General features: G+C 35.4%; 11 protein-coding genes and 1 pseudogene. 4 read left to right on the top strand and 8 right to left on the bottom strand.

Annotated features, from left to right (window positions below; genetic code table 11):
- Window positions 1–115 precede the first annotated feature (115 nt).
- Window positions 116–1441, top strand: a complete 1326-nt coding sequence (locus tag BKH41_RS06280; protein WP_219350021.1) for an FAD-binding oxidoreductase — start codon at window positions 116–118, stop codon at window positions 1439–1441.
- 15 nt (window positions 1442–1456) lie between these two features.
- Here BKH41_RS06280 and BKH41_RS06275 read toward each other — a convergent pair whose 3' ends face one another.
- The 3 genes and pseudogenes from BKH41_RS06275 to BKH41_RS06265 all read right to left on the bottom strand — a co-directional run bounded on the left by BKH41_RS06275 (window position 1457) and on the right by BKH41_RS06265 (window position 5802).
- Window positions 1457–3265, bottom strand: coding sequence for a flagellar hook-basal body complex protein (locus tag BKH41_RS06275; protein ID WP_095298104.1), 1809 nt, complete (start codon window positions 3263–3265; stop codon window positions 1457–1459).
- Between the two features lie 17 nt (window positions 3266–3282).
- Window positions 3283–4083 (bottom strand): annotated as a pseudogene (flgD, locus tag BKH41_RS06270) (flagellar hook assembly protein FlgD); the annotation flags it as partial.
- Between the two features lie 9 nt (window positions 4084–4092).
- Complete coding sequence (locus BKH41_RS06265; protein WP_095298100.1) at window positions 4093–5802, bottom strand: flagellar hook-length control protein FliK; 1710 nt, start codon at window positions 5800–5802, stop codon at window positions 4093–4095.
- A gap of 182 nt (window positions 5803–5984) precedes the next feature.
- On the opposite strand from BKH41_RS06265, the gene typA reads away from it, so the two are divergent.
- The 3 genes from typA (at window position 5985) to BKH41_RS06250 (ending at window position 10963) form a co-directional block, all read left to right on the top strand.
- The gene (typA, locus tag BKH41_RS06260; protein ID WP_095298098.1) at window positions 5985–7787 is read left to right on the top strand and encodes a translational GTPase TypA; all 1803 of its coding nucleotides are present in this window, start codon (window positions 5985–5987) and stop codon (window positions 7785–7787) included.
- Window positions 7788–7928: 141 nt separating this feature from the next.
- Entirely contained in the window at window positions 7929–8561 is a 633-nt protein-coding gene (locus BKH41_RS06255) for an NAD(P)H-dependent oxidoreductase (protein ID WP_095298096.1), read from the top strand.
- A gap of 35 nt (window positions 8562–8596) precedes the next feature.
- Window positions 8597–10963 carry a ribonucleoside-diphosphate reductase subunit alpha gene (locus BKH41_RS06250; protein WP_095298094.1) on the top strand — a complete coding sequence of 789 codons (2367 nt, stop codon included), beginning with the start codon at window positions 8597–8599 and terminating at the stop codon, window positions 10961–10963.
- A gap of 9 nt (window positions 10964–10972) precedes the next feature.
- On the opposite strand, the gene BKH41_RS06245 is transcribed toward BKH41_RS06250, so the two are convergent.
- From BKH41_RS06245 to BKH41_RS06225, 5 genes are all read right to left on the bottom strand, one after another.
- Window positions 10973–13447, bottom strand: a complete 2475-nt coding sequence (locus BKH41_RS06245) for an autotransporter outer membrane beta-barrel domain-containing protein (RefSeq protein ID WP_095298092.1) — start codon at window positions 13445–13447, stop codon at window positions 10973–10975.
- Between the two features lie 97 nt (window positions 13448–13544).
- On the bottom strand, window positions 13545–14669 hold the full coding sequence (locus tag BKH41_RS06240) for a HAMP domain-containing sensor histidine kinase (RefSeq protein ID WP_095298090.1): 1125 nt from the start codon (window positions 14667–14669) through the stop codon (window positions 13545–13547).
- A 34-nt stretch (window positions 14670–14703) separates the two neighbouring features.
- Window positions 14704–15348, bottom strand: a complete 645-nt coding sequence (locus BKH41_RS06235) for a response regulator transcription factor (protein WP_095298087.1) — start codon at window positions 15346–15348, stop codon at window positions 14704–14706.
- The gene (locus BKH41_RS06230; protein ID WP_095298085.1) at window positions 15345–18434 is read right to left on the bottom strand and encodes a CusA/CzcA family heavy metal efflux RND transporter; all 3090 of its coding nucleotides are present in this window, start codon (window positions 18432–18434) and stop codon (window positions 15345–15347) included. Before BKH41_RS06230 ends, BKH41_RS06235 begins: the two co-directional genes overlap by 4 nt.
- A gap of 1 nt (window position 18435) precedes the next feature.
- Window positions 18436–19389 carry an HlyD family efflux transporter periplasmic adaptor subunit gene (locus tag BKH41_RS06225; RefSeq protein WP_095298083.1) on the bottom strand — a complete coding sequence of 318 codons (954 nt, stop codon included), beginning with the start codon at window positions 19387–19389 and terminating at the stop codon, window positions 18436–18438.
- Between the last annotated feature and the right edge of the window lies 1 nt (window position 19390).

Here is a 19390-nt window from a genome sequence, read left to right as displayed (position 1 = left end):
TTAAAAGGAATTTTGTTATAACTTGCAACGGCTTAATTGATTGTCAAAGAACCTTATATAAGATTTGATTTTATGCAATCTAGGCAAAGGGATTAGAAATGTTTAAGGAGATAAAATGTTGCGCAAAATAAAAAATTTTCCACAAATTGATGGTGATTTGGGTTGGTTTGAAACAACTTCCAATCGTTTTGAACCTATAGGTGAGCGTCTTAAGAAAGATATCAAAGTCGATATTGTCATAATTGGAGGAGGGTTCTCAGGAATTTCTGCAGCCGCAAGATTGAGCCAAAACCATCCGGATTTAAAAATTGCTTTGGTTGAAGCGCTTAGAATTGGAGAGGGGACAAGCGGGCGTAATGCCGGTTTTTTAATTGATTTACCCCATAATTTGGACACAGCAGTTCCAGATTTGCAAAGGGATAAAAAAATTTATGAGTTGAATTCTTTTGGAATCAATCTTCTCCAAGAGGCTGTGGAAGAATATGGTATCGAGTGTTCTTGGCAAAAAGCTGGCAAATATATGGCTGCACACGAAACCTCCAATATTAAAGGACTTGATACCTTTGAAGCCCGTCTTAAGCCCTGCGGATTTGCTTTTGAGCGTCTTAAGGGTTTGGAGCTTGAAAAAAGACTTGGAAGTTCTTATTATCAGGAAGCTATTTATACCTCAGGGTGTGTATTGGCAAATCCAGCAGCACTTATCCGCGGTTATGCAAAGATTTTGGAAAATAAAGTTTGCATTTTTGAACAAAGCCCGATAATTTCGATTCAATATGGTTCTCCACATATCCTCCATACACAAGGGGGTAGTGTAGAAGCTCCCATAGTATTGCTTGCGCTTGATTCGCATTTGGAAGAGTTTGGAGTTATTGCTCATCGGCAAGTTCCTGTTTTTACTTATGCTTCTTTAACCGAACCCTTGACTCCTCAAGAATTGGAAACCCATTTTAAGGGGATTTCTCCTTATGGTCTCACTTCTGCTCATCCTGCTGGAAGTACTTTGCGGCTAACTCCTGAGGGAAGAATTTTTATTCGCAATGTGCTTGATTTTATACCCGATATGAAAAGCAATCCTCATCAACTCCAAAAAGTCTATCAATGCCATCGGAATTCTTTTGAAGCGAGATTTCCTGCGCTCAAATATAAGCGTTTTGATTTTACTTGGGGTGGAATGATTTGTGTCACTCTTAATCGCCAAGCTATTTTTGAAAAGCTTGAAAATGGAGTTTATGTAATTGGTGGATCAAACGGCGTAGGAGTGGTTAAAGGTACATATTTAGGATATTATATTGCTGAACTTATATCGGGAAAAAGTTCAGAGAATTTGGATTTTATTCTTAAAAATAATCGTGCTGGTATGATGCCACCTGATCCGTTTAGAAGTGTGGGAGCAAAGATTCGTTTGTGGTATGAGCAAAGGAATGCTGCAGGAGATATTTAGAAAATAATCATATTTTTATTTTTTCAAGTTAATCGCTTCTTTGATGAGATCATCTCCAGTGCTGAAAGCTTTGGCATTCATTGAATAACCTCTTTGCATTAAAATGAGGTTTGTGAGTGCATTTCCGACATCTACATTGCTAGTTTCAAGATATTTATACATTACTTTCCCAAATTTTAATATCCCATCTTCTTCATTCCAACCCAAGATAGGGTTTCCGCTTAAGAGTTTATTTTCTCCATTAAGAGTACTTGAGGTCATTTCAAATAAATTACCACCTGTTTTTCTCAAGCCTTGATCATTGATAAAAGCTGCGATACCTACTCTTCCCATAGATTCCATCGCCCCATTGCTGAAAGCAAGATAAATGATACCGTTTTCATCGACGCGTATTTCTTTAAGTGATCCTTCAGGTTTTCCATTTTGAGTTACTTGTGTGAGTTTGGATTCTTGGTAGGGGAGATTAGTGGATTTATAGTCTTTGCTACCTGAAAGTGAGTATTGGATTTTGTTTTCTTTGAAGTCAAGCTCTATGGGAGCGGCTATGATGTTGTCATTTTCGTCAAATTCAATGGTTTGTTGCACGGGGGCTTTACTGATCATATTTTGACCTTTGAAATCATAAACCGCACTTTTTACTTCCCATTTTTGGGTGATTGGAGGGTTGGTTTTATTATCCCCTGAATCAGTCATAAAATAATCACTTTTGAGTAGAAATTTTTTTCCATCTTTGTCATAAATTTCAGTTGATGTGCTGTAAGCAGGAATTTTGATGGGTGTAGATTCTTGAAAATCACCTTTTTTAAAAGGTATATCAACGGCATTTAATCCGAGTTTTTCAGCCAAAGATCCTTCAAGCGAAAGGTTGAGGTCTTCTTCATTGTTTGAAATCTGTAAGGACAGCGGTGATTTGAGCTTTCCATTTTTGTCTTTGGCAATATCTAGATCTAAGCCTGTTTTGTCTTTGAGAAGTTTTTGCAGATCCCCTATAGTTCGAAATTCATTGTTGGTTTCACCCCCATTTCCGTATTGAAATTCAAAGTTCTGGGTTTTGTTATTTTTGGAAATGCTTATCTTAAGATTTTTATATATTGAAGCTTCAAGCGCTTCATCGTCATTATTGGCAAGCGCGTTGATGTCTTGAGCTTTGAATTTTTCTTCCAAGAAATTTCCTTGAGAGTCTAGAAAAAAATCTTGAGCATTTTTAAAATTATCTTTTGGATTTAGATTGATGCTGATATCGACTTTTGAAGTCAATACAGGCTGAAATTTTAACTCTTGTGGGATATTTAAGGGAGTGAGTTCATTACCTGCAAGCTTTTTAGTGTCTCCATCTGTGTCATTGCTTGAAACAAATACGCCGTTTTGGATCTTGCCTAAATTGATTCCATAGACGTAATATCCTTGTGAATTTACCAAATAGCCATCGCCATCGCGAGTGAAACTTCCATTTCTTGTAAAATAATTAGGCTGTTTTTGTTCATAACCATCTTTTTCTATTTTGAAATCCCCCTCTTTATTGGAACCCACGATAAACCAACCTTTGCCCTGATAAGCCATATCAAATTCCCCATCGCTTTGGTGGTAATTGCCACTTTTAGTGGATATGGCATTGCTTGCTCCGCTTGCTCCAAAGTTTCTATCATTGCTGGTGATAGAGGAAGAGTTAAGGGAATCTAAATGGGCACTGAAGAGACTTTTAAATTCGGGAATATTCTCTTTATAGCCTGTAGTATTGACATTGGCAATGTTATTTGAAATGCTATCGAGACCAAATTGATGGGTTTTGATACCGCTATAAGAATTTAAAATAGTGTCATTCATAAAGCTTTTTCCTTGTCATAAAACTCAACGGCACTTTCAAGCGGTAAAATCATTTCTCCCATTCGTAACATCGGGGTACCTTTGTTGAATAATACGCTTTGGACTTCCCCTCTGCCTACGCGGGTTTGGTGGTATTGATTGGTTTTGGGATTGAGATTATATTCTGCGCGTATTTCATAGCTTCCTTGAGGGACTTGAACCCCTTTATCATCAAGTCCATTCCAACTAAAATCAATATAGCCGTCCTGACCATTTTTATCCGAAATGGAAATAGTTTTTATCAGCTGCTTATTGCTGTCAAATATTTGGATAGTTGGGTTGCCTTTGGAAGAATCAATTTTTGAATCAAAATAGAGTGTGAAATGGATTTCTCCAGGTTCTTTTACATTTATGCCACTGATATCAGTCTCTGCAATTTTGCCTATCATTGAAACAGTATTGAGTGCAGAAACTTGAGCCATTTTAGTATCTGATTCTAAGTTGGCCTCCATTCCTTTGTTTAGATTTTCAAGCGTTTCTTTAAGTGAGGTTTGAAAGTCTTTGAGCGATTGATTTGTATCTTTGGTGGATTTCATTGCTTCAGCCACTTCTTTCATTGTTTTTTTATTTTCTTCTTGCATTTCTACTTGAGTGAGCTGGGCTGTTTGAGTGATGATCTTATCTGTTTCCATAGGGGCGGTAGGGTCTTGATTTTTGAGTTGTTCTAAAAATAATTTCATAAAAGCATCTTTATCAAGCCCATTGGCAATTTTAGGTTGTTCGGTTTTTTTTTGAGCTGCAGCTTTAGATCCGGTTACTTCGGCAAGATCAATGGCCATATTTGCCTCCTATGCGTATTTTGGTAATGTAATTTCCATCGTATCGTATGGAATTTGAGAAATATTTTTGACTTCTTGGTATTGTTTTAAGCTATTTTTGTTCCTTTTTTGATTATCTCGATCTTGATGGCCTTTTTGTGAATCTTCTTGCGAAGAGAAGTTTAAATCTATGCCAGAAAACCCTATCATTGAGAGATTTTGTCTGAGTTCGGCTTGGTTTTGGACAAATAATGCGATGGCTTGATGATTGGAGACAACGCTGACTTGGAGATTTTTACCTGTTTGTTTGATGGTCAGCTCAAGCTTTCCGAGTTTTTCAGGATGAAGTTCTAGGGAAATCTTACTCATCGGAGGTTTGAATTTTTTAATCTCTTCTTTAAAGCTTTGCGCAAAATTTTTAATCGTTTCTTTGGCGTTGGCATTTTTATAGATTAAATCATTTTTAACAGAAGCAAGACCTAAAGTGGGTGCGGAATCTTTTTCCTTAGTAGGAGTTTGCTTGATTTTTTCTTTGTCTTTTTGGATCTCTTGATTATTTTGCTTTTTCTTTGTCTTTTCGTTTAGAGAGAATTGTGCGTTGTCTTCTTGAATCGCTTTTTGATTTTCTAATTGTTCATTTTGTGTTTGGGTGCTTAGAGATGGCGTTGAGCGCGAAGCATTTGGATTTGAAGTTGTGGCGTTTTTTGGAAGAACCTCTGATTTTTTAGTTTTTTTTTGTGTATTTTGTTTTGAATCTTGGTCTTTATCTTCTGCAATTGCAATTGTTTTGGGCTTAACTTCTTTAATGAAAACTTGTGAAATTGCTTCTGATAGGGGTTGATTTTTTGACGGAGTCTCTTGAGTTTGAGATTCTTTCTTTTCGATTTTTGACCCAATAATATTTTTTGGCAGGTGTGTTCCCCTTTCGATAACGGCTATTTTTTCATCTTTACCTTCAATTTTATACTCTATCTTATGTTCTTGATTGAATTTTTTTCGGGCTTTAATTTCTTTTGTATCTACCTGATCAAGCGTTTTGAGAATGACCGATAATGGTTTGTCCTCTTCTGTTTTAGTCAAAGAAGCTTGTGATTGGTTTTTTAACTTTTGTGTAAGCATATCTTGAGTGGGGAGATCTTTTAGAGGGGGAGTGTTATTTGATTTAGGATTTTGCTGGTTATTTTCGATATTGATATTTTTAGGTTGAAAGTTTTTTTGTTCGCCTAGAGTTTTAACATCGGAAAGTTTTTTTTCAGAGGGGTTGGAGAGGGTTTTGTGATCCTCTTTTATTGTTTCTTTTGTGGATGGTTCTTGGGAGTTTTTTGATAAAGAATTGTTTTTAAATTCTTGAAAATCGAATGTGGCAGGATTGGAAATATTTTTTTCTAAAGCTGCGCCATCAGTTGATGGAAGGGCTTTTTTTTCTGAATTTTTATTCAAAACAGACTCAATCTTTTCTTGATCTTTAAGATTTGTCTTTTGTGTTAAGGGTTTTTGAAAGCCATCTTCTTTGCTATTTTTGTCAATAACTTTTTTCTTTTCAGGAGTATTTTTTATTTCTTGAGAGGCATTGACATTGTTTTCTTGATCTTTGAGATTGACATTTTGGGCTAAAAGGTTTTTTTGTAAAAGTTTTTGAAAGCCATCTTCTTTGCTATTTTTGTCAATAACTTTTTTCTTTTCAGGAGTATTTTTTATTTCTTGAGAGGCATTGACATTGTTGAGGATATTTTCCAGCATAGGATTTCCTTGTAAAATATTCTTAAGACAGAAGCAAAAATAATTCCATAAATTAATATGTGATGGGTAGCAATGATAATGATTTGAAAAGGGAAGCGGAACATTGCTTTTATGTTTATGTATAGAGTTTTTAAGGGTAAAAATTTTATACTTCTAAAATAATTTACAATAAAGAGAGAAAAATGCAAAATATTCGAAATATTGCTGTAATTGCACACGTTGATCACGGAAAAACAACTTTAGTAGATGGTTTGCTTTCGCAATCAGGGACATTTGGAGAGCGTGAAAAAATTGATGAAAGGGTAATGGACAGCAATGATTTGGAGAGGGAAAGGGGCATTACTATCCTTTCTAAAAATACAGCAATTCAATATAAAGGGACAAAAATTAACATTATTGATACTCCCGGACACGCCGACTTTGGTGGGGAGGTTGAGCGCGTATTGAAAATGGTTGATGGCGTACTTTTGCTTGTGGATGCTCAAGAGGGCGTAATGCCCCAGACAAAATTTGTAGTTAAAAAAGCATTAAATTTTGGAATACGCCCCATTGTAGTGGTTAATAAGATTGATAAGCCTGCTGCAGAGCCTGATCGTGTTGTAGATGAAGTATTTGATTTGTTTGTGGCGATGGGGGCGAATGATAATCAGCTTGATTTTCCCGTGATTTATGCTGCTGCAAGAGATGGCTATGCGATCAAAAATCTCAATGATGAGAAAAAGAGTTTAGAACCTCTATTTGAAGCAATTTTAGAGCATATTCCTTTGCCTGATGGAGATAAGGCTAATGCCTTGCAAATGCAGATTTTTACGCTTGATTATGATAACTATGTAGGCAAAATCGGGATAGCTAGAGTGTTTAATGGACGGATTAAAAAAGGTGAAAACGTAATGCTTGCCAAAGGCGATGGGAGCAAAGAAAATGGGAGAATTACGAAACTTATCGGATTTTTAGGTCTTGCTAGAACTGAGATCGAAGAGGCTGAAGCAGGTGATATCGTAGCTGTTGCAGGGTTTAATGCGATTGATGTGGGTGATAGTATTGTTGATCCGAATAATCCGATGCCTTTAGATCCTATGCATTTAGAAGAGCCGACGATGAGTGTGCATTTTTCGGTCAATGATTCTCCGCTTGCTGGACTTGAGGGCAAACACGTCACAGCCAATAAGTTGAAAGATAGATTATTAAAAGAAATGCAAACAAACATTGCAATGCGATGTGAAGAAATGGGAGAGGGAAAATTTAAAGTTTCTGGAAGAGGGGAGCTTCAAATTACGATTTTAGCTGAAAATCTCAGACGAGAGGGATTTGAATTTAGCATATCTAGACCTGAAGTCATCATCAAGGAAGAGGAAGGGAAAAAACTTGAACCTTTTGAACATCTTGTTATTGATACCCCACAAGATTTTAGCGGTACTATTATTGAGAAGCTTGGACGCAGAAAAGCTGAGATGAAAGCAATGAATCCGATGGGCGAGGGATATACGCGTTTAGAATTTGAAATTCCTGCACGTGGTCTTATAGGCTATCGAAGCGAGTTTTTAACCGATACGAAAGGCGAGGGCGTAATGAACCACTCCTTTCTAGAATTTAGAGCATATAGTGGAAGTGTTGAATCACGTAAAAATGGAGCTCTCATCAGTATGGAAAATGGTGAAGCGACAGGTTTTTCACTTTTTAATATTCAAGAGAGAGGGGCACTTTTTATCGGTCCTCAAACAAAAGTTTATATCGGAATGATTATCGGGGAACATAGCAGAGATAATGATTTGGATGTTAATCCTATTAAGTCCAAACATCTCACAAATATGCGTGCAAGCGGAAGTGATGATGCTATTAAGCTTGTTCCTCCTAGAGAACTTACGCTTGAGCGCGCTTTGGAATGGATAGAAGATGATGAAATCCTTGAGGTAACCCCATTGAGCATTAGGATTCGAAAAAAATATCTCGATCCCAATCAAAGAAAAAGAATGACAAAAAAATAATAAGTTTTCATTTAGAATATTTCAAAAAAAAATTGTATTTAAATGCATTATAAGTTTGTTATTGAGATAATATATCTGACATTTTATTCAAAAATGTAAAATTGAATTTATACGTTTTGATTTAACAATGAAGGACTGAAGATGAAAACAAATGCTTTTATTAATGCAATGAATTTTAGGCACGCTTGCAAAGTTTTTGACACAAATAAAAAAATTTGTACTGATGACTTTGAAATAATTTTGGAATCAGGCAGATTATCCCCGAGTTCTTTCGGGCTTGAACCAACCCGAATGGTGGTTGTGAGGGATAAGGCTTTGAGAGAAAAAATGAAACCCTTATGTTGGAATCAAGAGCAGATTACAAGTGCGAGTGAATTGGTTGTATTTAAATCAAAAGTTGCCGATTTAAAAGCTCCTACTGATTATGTCAGCAGACTTGTCTCAAGACGAATGGCACAAAAAGAAAAATATGACGCTTACCAACAAAGAATCAGAGGATTTTTGGTTGCTAATGATCTTTTGGGTGAGGAGATTGTTCATTGGACTTCAAGACAGGCTTATTTGATGGCAAGCTCAATGATGAATTGTGCGGCCTTTATGGGGATTGATTCTTGTCCGATGGAAGGATTTGAACAAAAACCTTTGGAAGAACTTTTTGAAATTGATACATTTAAGGAACGAATTGTGCTAATTGTTTCTTTTGGTTATCGATTGTATGACCAACCCGATAAAAAATATCGTCTTGATAAGGATGAACTTATCGAATATAAATAGAAATTAAAAACTGATATGGTTATAAGGAGATTTTTGTGATAACGGTTGTAAAGCGAAACGGACGGGTCGAGTTCTTGGATATTTCAAAAATACAAAAATATACTTCAAGCGCCGTAAAAGATTTAGAAGGGGTGAGCCAGAGCGAGTTGGAAGTGGATGCTAAAATCCATTTCAAAGACAAAATCACCACTGAAGAAATCCAACAGACCTTGATTAAAACAGCCGTTGATAAGATTGATTTAGATACTCCTAATTGGACATTTGTAGCTGCTAGATTGTTTTTATACGATCTTTATCATAAAGTAAGTGGCTTTACGGGTTACAAAACGCTTCATGAGTATTTTGAGCGCTGTGAAAGCGAGGGTAAAATCCTTAAAGGACTCAAAGAGAAGTATGATTTGGATTTTTTAAATTCTCAAATCAAGCAGGAAAGGGATTTACAGTTCAATTATTTAGGGATCAAAACACTCTATGATCGTTATTTGATTAAAGATTCTCAAAATAAACCTATTGAATTGCCCCAGCATATGTTTATGGCCATTGCAATGTTTTTGGCTCAAAATGAAAAAAATCCCAATGAATGGGCGGTAAAATTTTATGACATTATTAGTAAATTTGAAGTCATTGCTGCTACACCCACTTTGGCTAATGCTCGAACAACTCGCCATCAATTGAGTTCTTGCTATATCGGTAGCACACCCGATAATATAGAAGGAATTTTTGATGCTTATAAGGAAATGGCGCTTTTATCCAAATATGGAGGGGGTATCGGTTGGGATTTTAGCGGCGTGAGAGGTTTGGGAAGTTTTATAGATGGGCATAAAAATGCTGCTGGTGGCGTTGTACCTTTTCTTAAGATTGCCAATGATGTGGCAATTGCTGTTGATCAGCTTGGCACTAGAAAAGGTGCAATAGCAACTTATTTGGAAATCTGGCATATTGATATCAATGATTTTATTGACTTGCGTAAAAATAGCGGCGAAGAGAGACGCAGGGCACACGACCTTTTTCCTGCGGTATGGATTTGTGATTTATTTATGAAAAGAGTGGAGGAAAATGCTTTATGGACGCTGTTTGATCCTTACGAGTGCAAAGAACTTACAGAACTCTATGGAGAAGCATTTGAGCAAAAATACCTAGAATATGAAAAAAACCCCAATATAATTAAAGAACATATTAGCGCTAAGGATCTTTGGAAAAAGATTTTGACGAATTATTTTGAATCAGGATTGCCGTTTTTGTGCTTTAAAGACAATGCTAATCGTGCTAATCCCAATGCTCATACAGGTATTATTAGAAGCTCTAATCTTTGCACTGAAATATTTCAAAATACTAGTCCTGGTCATTATGTTGTTGAAATTGAATTTTGTGATGGCAGTATTGAGATTATTGAGGAAAAAAAGGAAATAATTACGGATGCGGGTGTCAAAAAGAAAGCAAATAAACTCACAAGCATCGATTCATTGGGTGGAAAACAAATTTTTATCGCCACTCGAAAACAAACCGGAGGCCATACTGCAGTTTGCAATCTAGCAAGCGTGAATTTAAGCAAAATTCATACTCAAGAAGATATTCAAAGAGTGGTCCCTATAGCAATCAGAATGCTTGATAATGTTATTGATTTGAATTTTTATCCAGATAGAAAGGTTAAAGTTACCAATCTTCAGAATCGTGCTATCGGATTAGGCGTGATGGGAGAAGCTCAAATGCTTGCTGATGCCAAAATTCATTGGGGTTCTGATGAACATCTTGAAAAGATTGATGAAGTAATGGAAATGATCAGTTATTACACAATTTTATCAAGTTCTAATCTTGCTAAAGAAAAAGGTAAATATCCTCAATATGAGGGCTCAAGTTGGAGTCAAGGAATTTTTCCTATTGATAAGGCAAACAAGGAGGCTTTAAAGCTTGTAGATAGAGGAGGACTTTTTGGCAGTAGCTGTGATTGGAAATCTCTAAGGGATATTGTCAAGATTCAAGGGATTCGCAATGGGTATTTGATGGCGATTGCCCCTACAAGTTCAATTTCAATTCTAGTGGGGACAACTCAAACCATTGAACCTGTCTATAAAAAGAAATGGTATGAAGAAAATTTAAGCGGGTTGATTCCTGTTGTTGTTCCTAATTTGAATTTGGAGAATTGGAATTATTACATTTCTGCTTATGACCTTGATCAGACAAGTTTGATCAAAGCTGCAGCAATCAGACAAAAATGGATAGATCAAGGACAAAGCACCAATATTTTTATGAGACTTGAAAAAGCCAGTGGCAAACTTTTGAATGATATTTATATGTTAGCGTGGAAGTTAGGCTTAAAATCCACCTATTATTTGAGGAGCGAAAGCCCAAGCGTTGATGAAAATGTAATGGATCGCTCTGTTGAATGTTATAATTGCCAATAATTTCTATATTTAGAATATAAACTTTAAAGATGCGCTTCCTGCAGCGATTAAAGTTTTTTGATTTGAAGCCTTTAGTGAGGCGTTGATATTAACTAAGAATCTGCTATTAAGAGGAAATTCTCCTCCTACAAGTAAGGAGGCGAAATTTTCTTTCGCCGGTGTTGGGATGACTAGAGTATTGTTTAAAAAAATGATTTGTGTGGCTTTAAGATTGCTGTAAAAAGTATATTCTATTGAGGGTTGGATAAAAAAGTAGCCTCCATTCGAATATTTTCGATACTCAATTCCTGCTATTGCCCCTACATAAAGATTATTTTTGAAAAAATATTCGCTTGCAAATAATTCATCTTTTTCTTTGAGCTGGTTATTGTGTTCATAAACAGCATTTATTCCAATATAAGGCTTGATAATATTGGTTCCAAAGACAATTTTAGGACCTGCTTGAATCAATAGATTGAAAGCTTGGGTATTGTATCGAGAATGATTAGAATAGGTATCAGAAGCAATCGTAATTTCTTTAACCGCATTATTTCTAGCATTGATGTAACTAAAAATAATATCAGTTTCTAAAAACGATGTATTCAGACGTGCATAAGTTCCTATCTGGAGGGATTGGGTACGAATATCTACAGAGTCAAGTTTTGAGTCCCCTAAGAGATAGTTTGCATAAAAACCCAAAAATAGATTTTTGTTGAAAGTCTTGTCATATCCGGCATTAAAACCATAATCATAGCCTGATCCTGCAGTGTTTTTTTGGTATGCTCCCAATATACTTGCATATAATGCGTTAGTCTTGAGTGTTTTTCTTGAGGGGTAGGTCAGATAATAAGGACGTGCGACCTGATCGGATTGATAGCCATAAGGATTAATTGTGTTGGCAGCATATCTTGGCAATGGTTGGTTTTGGGCGATTAAAGATTGAACCTTGATCATTCGGTTGAATATTAAGGTTTTTGCGGTATTAAACCCAGTTCTTATTGACATATTTTTATTGTTTGCAAAGTTACTGAATCCTTTTTCAATATTTTTGGCAGTCTCTTTGATTTGGGTCGCACTTAAATTCCTAATATCAAATGTATTTATGGGTTTTTGTGTGTCGATTGCATCGATAATGATACGTTCATTTTGATTAAGTTCGGTATTTTGGGAGATGATTTCAGAAACACTTTGATTCCCTGTTTTGTCTTGAAAGGTAATTTTTAAACGATTCCCATCATTTTCAATGAAAGCTTGATAAAATAGATTTTCACTCCCATCTTGAGCAATTGTGTTTTGTATGCCTAGAATTGAAGCATCATAATTGAGCGTATTTTTAGTTTCCAAAAATACATAGGTGGTATCAGTTTTTACATCTCCTTTATAAAAAACCAAATTTGCACCGCTGATATCAGCATTATTTGCACTGATATTTCCATAACCTTTTAAAGAATCTCCACCAAAAATAATATTGGTATTTTTTCCGCTTTGAAAACTTCCGCCCACATTAATACTGCCACCTTCGCTTACAACAACATTGCTATAAATACCATTGGTGAAATTCCCTTTGATATTAATAACTCCTTTGTTTATGGCAGATATTTTTGAATAGACCGCTTCAGAAGCATTTTGCGCACTGAGTTTTTCTCCTGCTCCTTTAGAAATAAGATTTTTTTCAATATTGATAGTTCCATTATCAGCAATGATGTAACCTGCACCAGAATAATAAGATTTGGAGCCTGAACCGCCAGAGTATTGAATGTGTCCTCCGTTATAAACATCTCCTCCATTGATAGAAAGGGTTCCTTGAGAGGAAGCTTTCAGGATTGAAATAGCATCGGCATTTTTTTTATTCTTAACTTCTCCATCTAATATTCGATAGATATAGCTGAGATTATTAAATTCCGTATTTACATTGATGATGCTTACCCCGTTTTCAGTCGTTTCAAAGACTCCATAAGAGCCTTCCCCGATGTCTGTTCTTCCGTTATGAAAGATTTCGGCGTTAATGGTGAGAGATCCGCCTTCATTGATAATGCCTTTTGTGCCTGATGTAAAGTTATTATTGACAGAACCACTGATGTTTAGTGTTGTGATGCCCTTATTTAGAAATGTTCCTGCATAAATGGTAAATTCCTGTCCTGACATTTCAAGTCCGGCATTTTTTTGTATCGTATAAGAACCATAATCTTGTAGTATCAAAATCGAGTTTGTAAAATTCATTGAAAGTTTGGAGTTTTGATCAATATAGATATGTCCTTTATTATAAAAAGAACCTAGAGTCGTTTTAGGGAGTATAATGAGTTCAGAAGTTCCTAGACCATTTGTAGAATAGGTGAAATTTCTGTAATTATAGAAATAGTTCTTGCCATCTGTACCGCTTTCTCCACTGACTTTAATGGTTTTTATTTCGCCCGAATTTAAGATTTCTTCAGAAGGCATACGATCTCCCCATTCTTCGGAAAAAAGTGGCAAGATAAGACAAAGAGGAGCAAGTAGTTTTTTCATAATCGTTGATTCCGTATTCTAAATTTTCTTATTGATAAAATATAAAATATTGATAGGATAATTCTATCAAATGGTATTTTTCTTGATTTGAATCAATTTAAGTCTTTGAAAGTCTGATTTTAAATGTATTTTCATAAATTTCTTCTGTAAGTGCTTTGCTTGTGATAGAGAGCTTGAAGCCATAATGATCGCATACGCTTTTGATAATGTTTAATCCGATACCATACCCGTTTTTACTCAAATCGAGTCGGAAATATCTTTGACTTAAGAGCTTAATTTTATCTTGAGGAATTTGATGTCCTGTGTTGCTTATGCATAGATCTTTATCTAGAATGATTTTAATTTTTCCTTCGGGAATATTATATTTTATGGCATTCATTATTAAATTATTTATGAGTGAAATCATATCGTTCTCTTGAGCAGTCAGCTTTTTTTCTTTTAAATCGTTTTCAATCGTGATTTGGTGGTAGCAAGCCACTTCTTTTAATAGATTGATTTGTATTTGTATAAGTTTTTTTAAATCAAGGGATATGCATTCTTCATTTTTAATATCTTTCATAAAAATATAGGTTAAATTATCATATAAATATTGGATGCGTTTGGTGGCAACAAGAATGCGTGAGATTTTTTCTCCGCCGTGTTTTTTGAGTGAGTTTGCTGAGATTAAAAGAGATGTGATGGGGGTATTGAGTTCGTGGGTAATATTTTTAATAAATGAATCAATACGCGATATTTCGTTGCGAATAGGTTTTAAAAACAACTTGGACAAAATCACTGAGATGATGATTATGCAGATAAATGCGAACATAGATGTCAATATAATTGTATGATAAAGTTGTTTAAAAACAGGGTTTTTGGGTTCGTATTCCAACAGGATTGCATCAATTCCTAGATGCCCGAACGTGTTGTCATCAGCGAGATAAAAACGATTCCCTGATCTGAAAAATCCATTTTTATCTGGAATAAAATTTTCTTCAATAGTGGAGTAAATCACTTTTTTATTTTTGTCAAACAAAGCGATATGGGTGCCAGAATATTTTTTGAGCAAATCGTTGAATGCTTGTTGATTATCGTGGTGGTTCATATGGAGATTTACGATATCTTTTGCCAATCTGTAGGCTTTAAGCTGCATTTCGCGTTCGATATTTTTGAGAATAATATCACGCTCATAAAAGAAAAAAATTGCTGCAATAACTGCCATCAGGACAAAAGAAGATCCCAAATAAGTGCCTAAAAAGATTTTAAGCGATTTTTTTTCATAATTGTTTAAAGCAATAGCCGACTCCTTTAATATTTTGAATAATTTCTTTGCCTAAATATTTTCTGAGATTTTTAATGTAAGTTCTGAGCGTGGATTCATCAATAATTTGTTCGTAACTCCATATATTGTTTAAAAGTTCTTCTTTTGAAATTACTCTACCTTTGTTATGGAGAAAAAATTCAAGTAACTTGATCTCTTTTTGCTTCAGAGGCATTTCTTTTCCCTTGAGGCTTAAAATTCCTTCTTCATAAAAGCATTCTGGAGCGATTTGGATTTTTTTGCTTTTTAGAATATGTTCGATTCTAGCTTGAAGTTCTTCAAGGTCAAAGGGCTTTTTGATATAATCGTTTGCTCCAATTTCGAAGGCTTTTTTAAGGCTCAAACTATCTTTAAGTGCAGTGATAAAAATTACAGGTGTTTGAATGTGGAGTTTTCTAAGGTTTTGGAGGATTTCAAAACCAATAATTTTTGGCACATGAACATCAAAAATCCATAAGTTAAAGCTTTCTTTGAGTAGTATATTTTCCGCATTTTGACCATCAAAGGCACTTGTAACTTCAAATCCTAGTTCAATAAGAAATTCTTTAACGATCTTATGGAGTAAAATGTCATCTTCAAGCAAAAGTATTTTTGTCTTCATTCTTTTATCTTAGCACTTTTTATCAAAAAATAGATTACTGGAATGATAAAAAGTGTCAAAATCACGCTTGTTATCATTCCTCCTAGCATTGGAGCAGCAATTGAACGCATAATTTCACTGCCTACGCCTTGAGAAAACATAATAGGTATCAAAGAAGCAAGAATACTAAAAAAAGTCATCAGTTTTGGGCGTACTCTTTTGACCGCTCCTTCCATAATTGCATTTTTAAGATTCAAGCGAGTTTGGGGTTGGCATAAAAAGCTTTTGTAAGCCTCTTCAAGATAAATAATCATTACGATAGCAGTTTCTGAAGCCACACCTAGAAGTGCTAGAAATCCAACTAGAGCTGCAATGCTTAAATTATATCCTGCAAAATCCATAAATAAAAGTCCGCCCAAAAATGCAAAAGGCAGAGTTAAAAAACATAATAATGAGTTGGAAAAATTTTTGAGTGCAAAAACTATCAAGATAAAAATAATAAAAATACTCACAGGAATGATATATTGGAGTGTTTCAAATGCTTCTTCAAGGTATTTGCTTTCTCCGGAGAATTCGTAATAGTATCCGTTAGGCAAATCTATTTTAGCTAGTTCGCGCGAAGCAATTTCTTTATATTCTCCAGCGCTTATGCCTGTTTTGGGTACAATATAAATAAAATTTACATTCAGACCTTTTTCGCTTTTAAGCGTTGCAGGAGAGTTGTCATAATAGATTTTGGCCAATTCTCCTAAAGGTTTGTAACCGTATTGGGTCTTAACATAGAGTTCTTTGATGCTTTGAAGGCTATTTCTTTGAGAATCTTTAAAGCGCAGTGAAATCGGGTAGTTTTCTACTCCGTTAATCCGTGTTGTGATGGTCGTTCCGCCGATACCATATGTAATGACGTTTAAAATATTTTCTTTGGTTACGCCGTATTGAGCAAGCTTTTCTTCATTGAGATCTGCATTGATGTAATAACCATTATTTGTTCTTTCGGCAAATACCGAGAGAGACTCTTTAAGTGTTTTGAGCTTTTGTTCGATTTGAATCGAAATATCTTGTAGCTTTTGGACGTCATTGCCATAGAGTTTGATACCCAAAGGGGTTCTAATTCCGGTCAATAACATATCGGTGCGTCCCCTTATGGGGTATGTCCATGAGTTTGTAAGTCCTTTGATTTGGAGTGTCTGTTCAAGTTTTTCCCTGAGTTGTTTATAGGTGATTTTTTCTTTCCATTCATTTTTAGGTTTCAGTTCGATATAAATTTCCATCATAGAAAGGGAGGCTGTATCAGTACTAGTATTAGCTCTCCCGACTTTTCCAAAAACTTGTTTAACTTCATCAAGACTTTTGATGGCTTCATCAGCTTTTTTAAGATATTCAATGGCTACATCTATACCGACAGAATTGCTTGTAACGGGCATATACATTATAACACCCTCGTTGATTTGGGGGATAAATTCCCAATGAAGTTTTTTGTAAGAAAAATAAATGCCACCTAGCCCAATTAAACACAGCCCCAAAAAAATGAAGCGAAATCGCAATACAAAAGAAAGACATATCCCGTAAATTTTTATGAAAAATGCATTGATAGGGTTTTTGGTCTCTGGAATGATTTTGCCTTTGATGGTATAAACCATCAATATTGGTACGATAGTGATGGAGAGAACTGCTCCTGCAAGCATCGCAAAAGTTTTGGTATAAGCTAGAGGTGAGAAAAGTTTTTCTTCTTGACCACTGAGAGCAAATATAGGCAAGAAAGATACTACAATAATCATCAATGCAAAAAATATTGCCCCACCGACTTGCTTGGTGCCAGAGAGGATTGAATCTACCCGTTGTTTTTCATCTTTCATATTTGTGTGCTGTAAATGTTTGTGTGCATTTTCAACCATTACAATAGCTGCATCTACCATCGCCCCAATGGCAATTGCTATGCCTCCTAAACTCATAATGCTTGCTTCAATATTAAAAAGTCGCATCAAGAGAAAACTAATGCATACGCACAAAGGAAGGGTGATGATAATAACAAGAGCGCTACGAAAATGCAACAAGAAAATAGCCGTAATTAAAAGCACGATAATGCTTTCTTCAATCAAGGTATGCACAAGATTTTTGACTGCTTTTTCTATTAGTTCGCTACGATCATAAACGCTTTGTATTTGTACCTCTTGATTTGTTTTATTCAACTCCGCTACTTTTTTCTTGATATTTTGAAGCACCCCGTAGGTATCGGCGTGATAACGCACCATTACGATACCCCCAATAACTTCACCTTGCCCATTTAAATCTGCAGCAGAGCGTCTTGGCTTTGGCGTAAGGTTAATGGTTGCGACATCTTTGATTTTTAATGGAATACCATCTTGATTTTTAAGCACAATATTGCCTAAATCATCGAGATTTTTAATGTAACCACGCGCGCGGATGATTTTTTCAAATCCGCTTTCAAGTATGATGCCCCCGCCGGTATCGTTATTGGATTTTTTGATTGCATTGAGTATGTCTTCAAGTGTGAGATCATATTTAATGAGCGCATCATTATTGATAGTAACCTCGTAATTTTTTTCAAACCCTCCTATACTTGCTACTTCACTGACGCCATCAACTCCTAAAAGTGCGTATTTGTAATAAAAATCTTGTAGAGTTTTGAGTTCGCTCAGATTTTTTGTTTTGCTTACTAGAGCATATTGATATGCCCATCCAATCGAAGTAGAATCACTGCCTAGTTCTACTTTTGCCTCAGGAGGGAGATTTTTGAGACGACTGAGCTGTTCAAGCACCCGATCACGCGCCCAATATATATCTACATTATCTTTGAATATAATATAAATCAATCCGCTTTCATAACTTGAGATTCCCCGCACCGTTTCAATATTGGCAATACTCATAAAGGTAGATACTAGAGGGTAGGTTACTTGTTCTTGAACAATTTTGGGGCTTTGGTTGGGATAAGTGATTTGCACGACAACTTGAGCTGGAGATAGATCGGGCAGTGCATCTAAACGGATCGTTTTAATCGCCCATATTGAACCTAAAAACACTAAAAGAGTGGTTAGAAGCACTAAGAGTTTATTTTTGATACTTAAATCAATAATTTTTTCTATCATTTCAATAATCCCCGTTATTTTGAGCATCCGCGTCTAGAATAAATAAAGCATTTTTAGCTACTTCATCCCCGAGCTTGAGTCCTTGTAAAATCTCATAATCTCCATTGCTTAATTGTTTTACTTCGATATTTATCGGAGTAAAACCAAAGTCGTCTTTTTTGAATACGATGGCTTGATTATTTTTAATCAGCACGGCGTCTTTTGGCAAGACTAATCTTTTTTTGCTTTCTCCAAAAATTTCAATCTTGGCAAACATATTGGGATAAAAGATTGAATCTTGATTTTCAAGTCCAAATCGTGCTTCTATAAACTTATCATTCAAACCTATTTGTGGATTGATATTTTCAAGTGTAACTTGGAATTTATTAGGAATCCCTTCGACTTTGACCATTGCTTTTTGTGAGTGTTTCAAAAACTCCAAATCTTCTTGATTAATTTTGGCGACTACCCAGATGTGGCTGAGGTCAATGATCTTAAAAAGTTCATCCCCACGTTTGATAAATCCTCCTTCGCTTATATTTTTTGTAAATATGACTCCATCAAAGTTTGATGAAATCTCAATAGAGTTTTTTATTTTTCTATTTTTAATGATGCTTTCAATCTCATTTTTTGGGATTCCTAAAAGTCGGAGTTTTTCTTTTATCGCTCCGATTTGTTCGTTGAAACGCAATGAGGCAAGCAGTTCGCCTTGAGCATTGATGAGTTCAGGGGAATAAACAGAGAAGAGTTTTTCGCCCTTTTTGACTTTGAGATAGGTTTTATTTGCATAAAGTTTTTCAACAAATCCTTCAAATCGAACATTTTGGCTATAAATACGACTCTCGTCTGGTTGTAATAAGGCATAGTAGCGTTTGGATGGGGCTATCTCTTGTTGGATAACTTTAATTGTAGGTAGGCTAAAGTCTTCCCCAAGACACCATCCTATAAGTATTGCTAAAATCAATATTTTTTTCATA

Source organism: Helicobacter sp. 12S02232-10 (assembly GCF_002272895.1).
In the GTDB taxonomy this organism is placed as follows: Bacteria; Campylobacterota; Campylobacteria; order Campylobacterales; family Helicobacteraceae; genus Helicobacter_J.
Note: the sequence above shows the minus strand (reverse complement) of the source record. Positions and strands in the feature narration are given on the sequence as shown.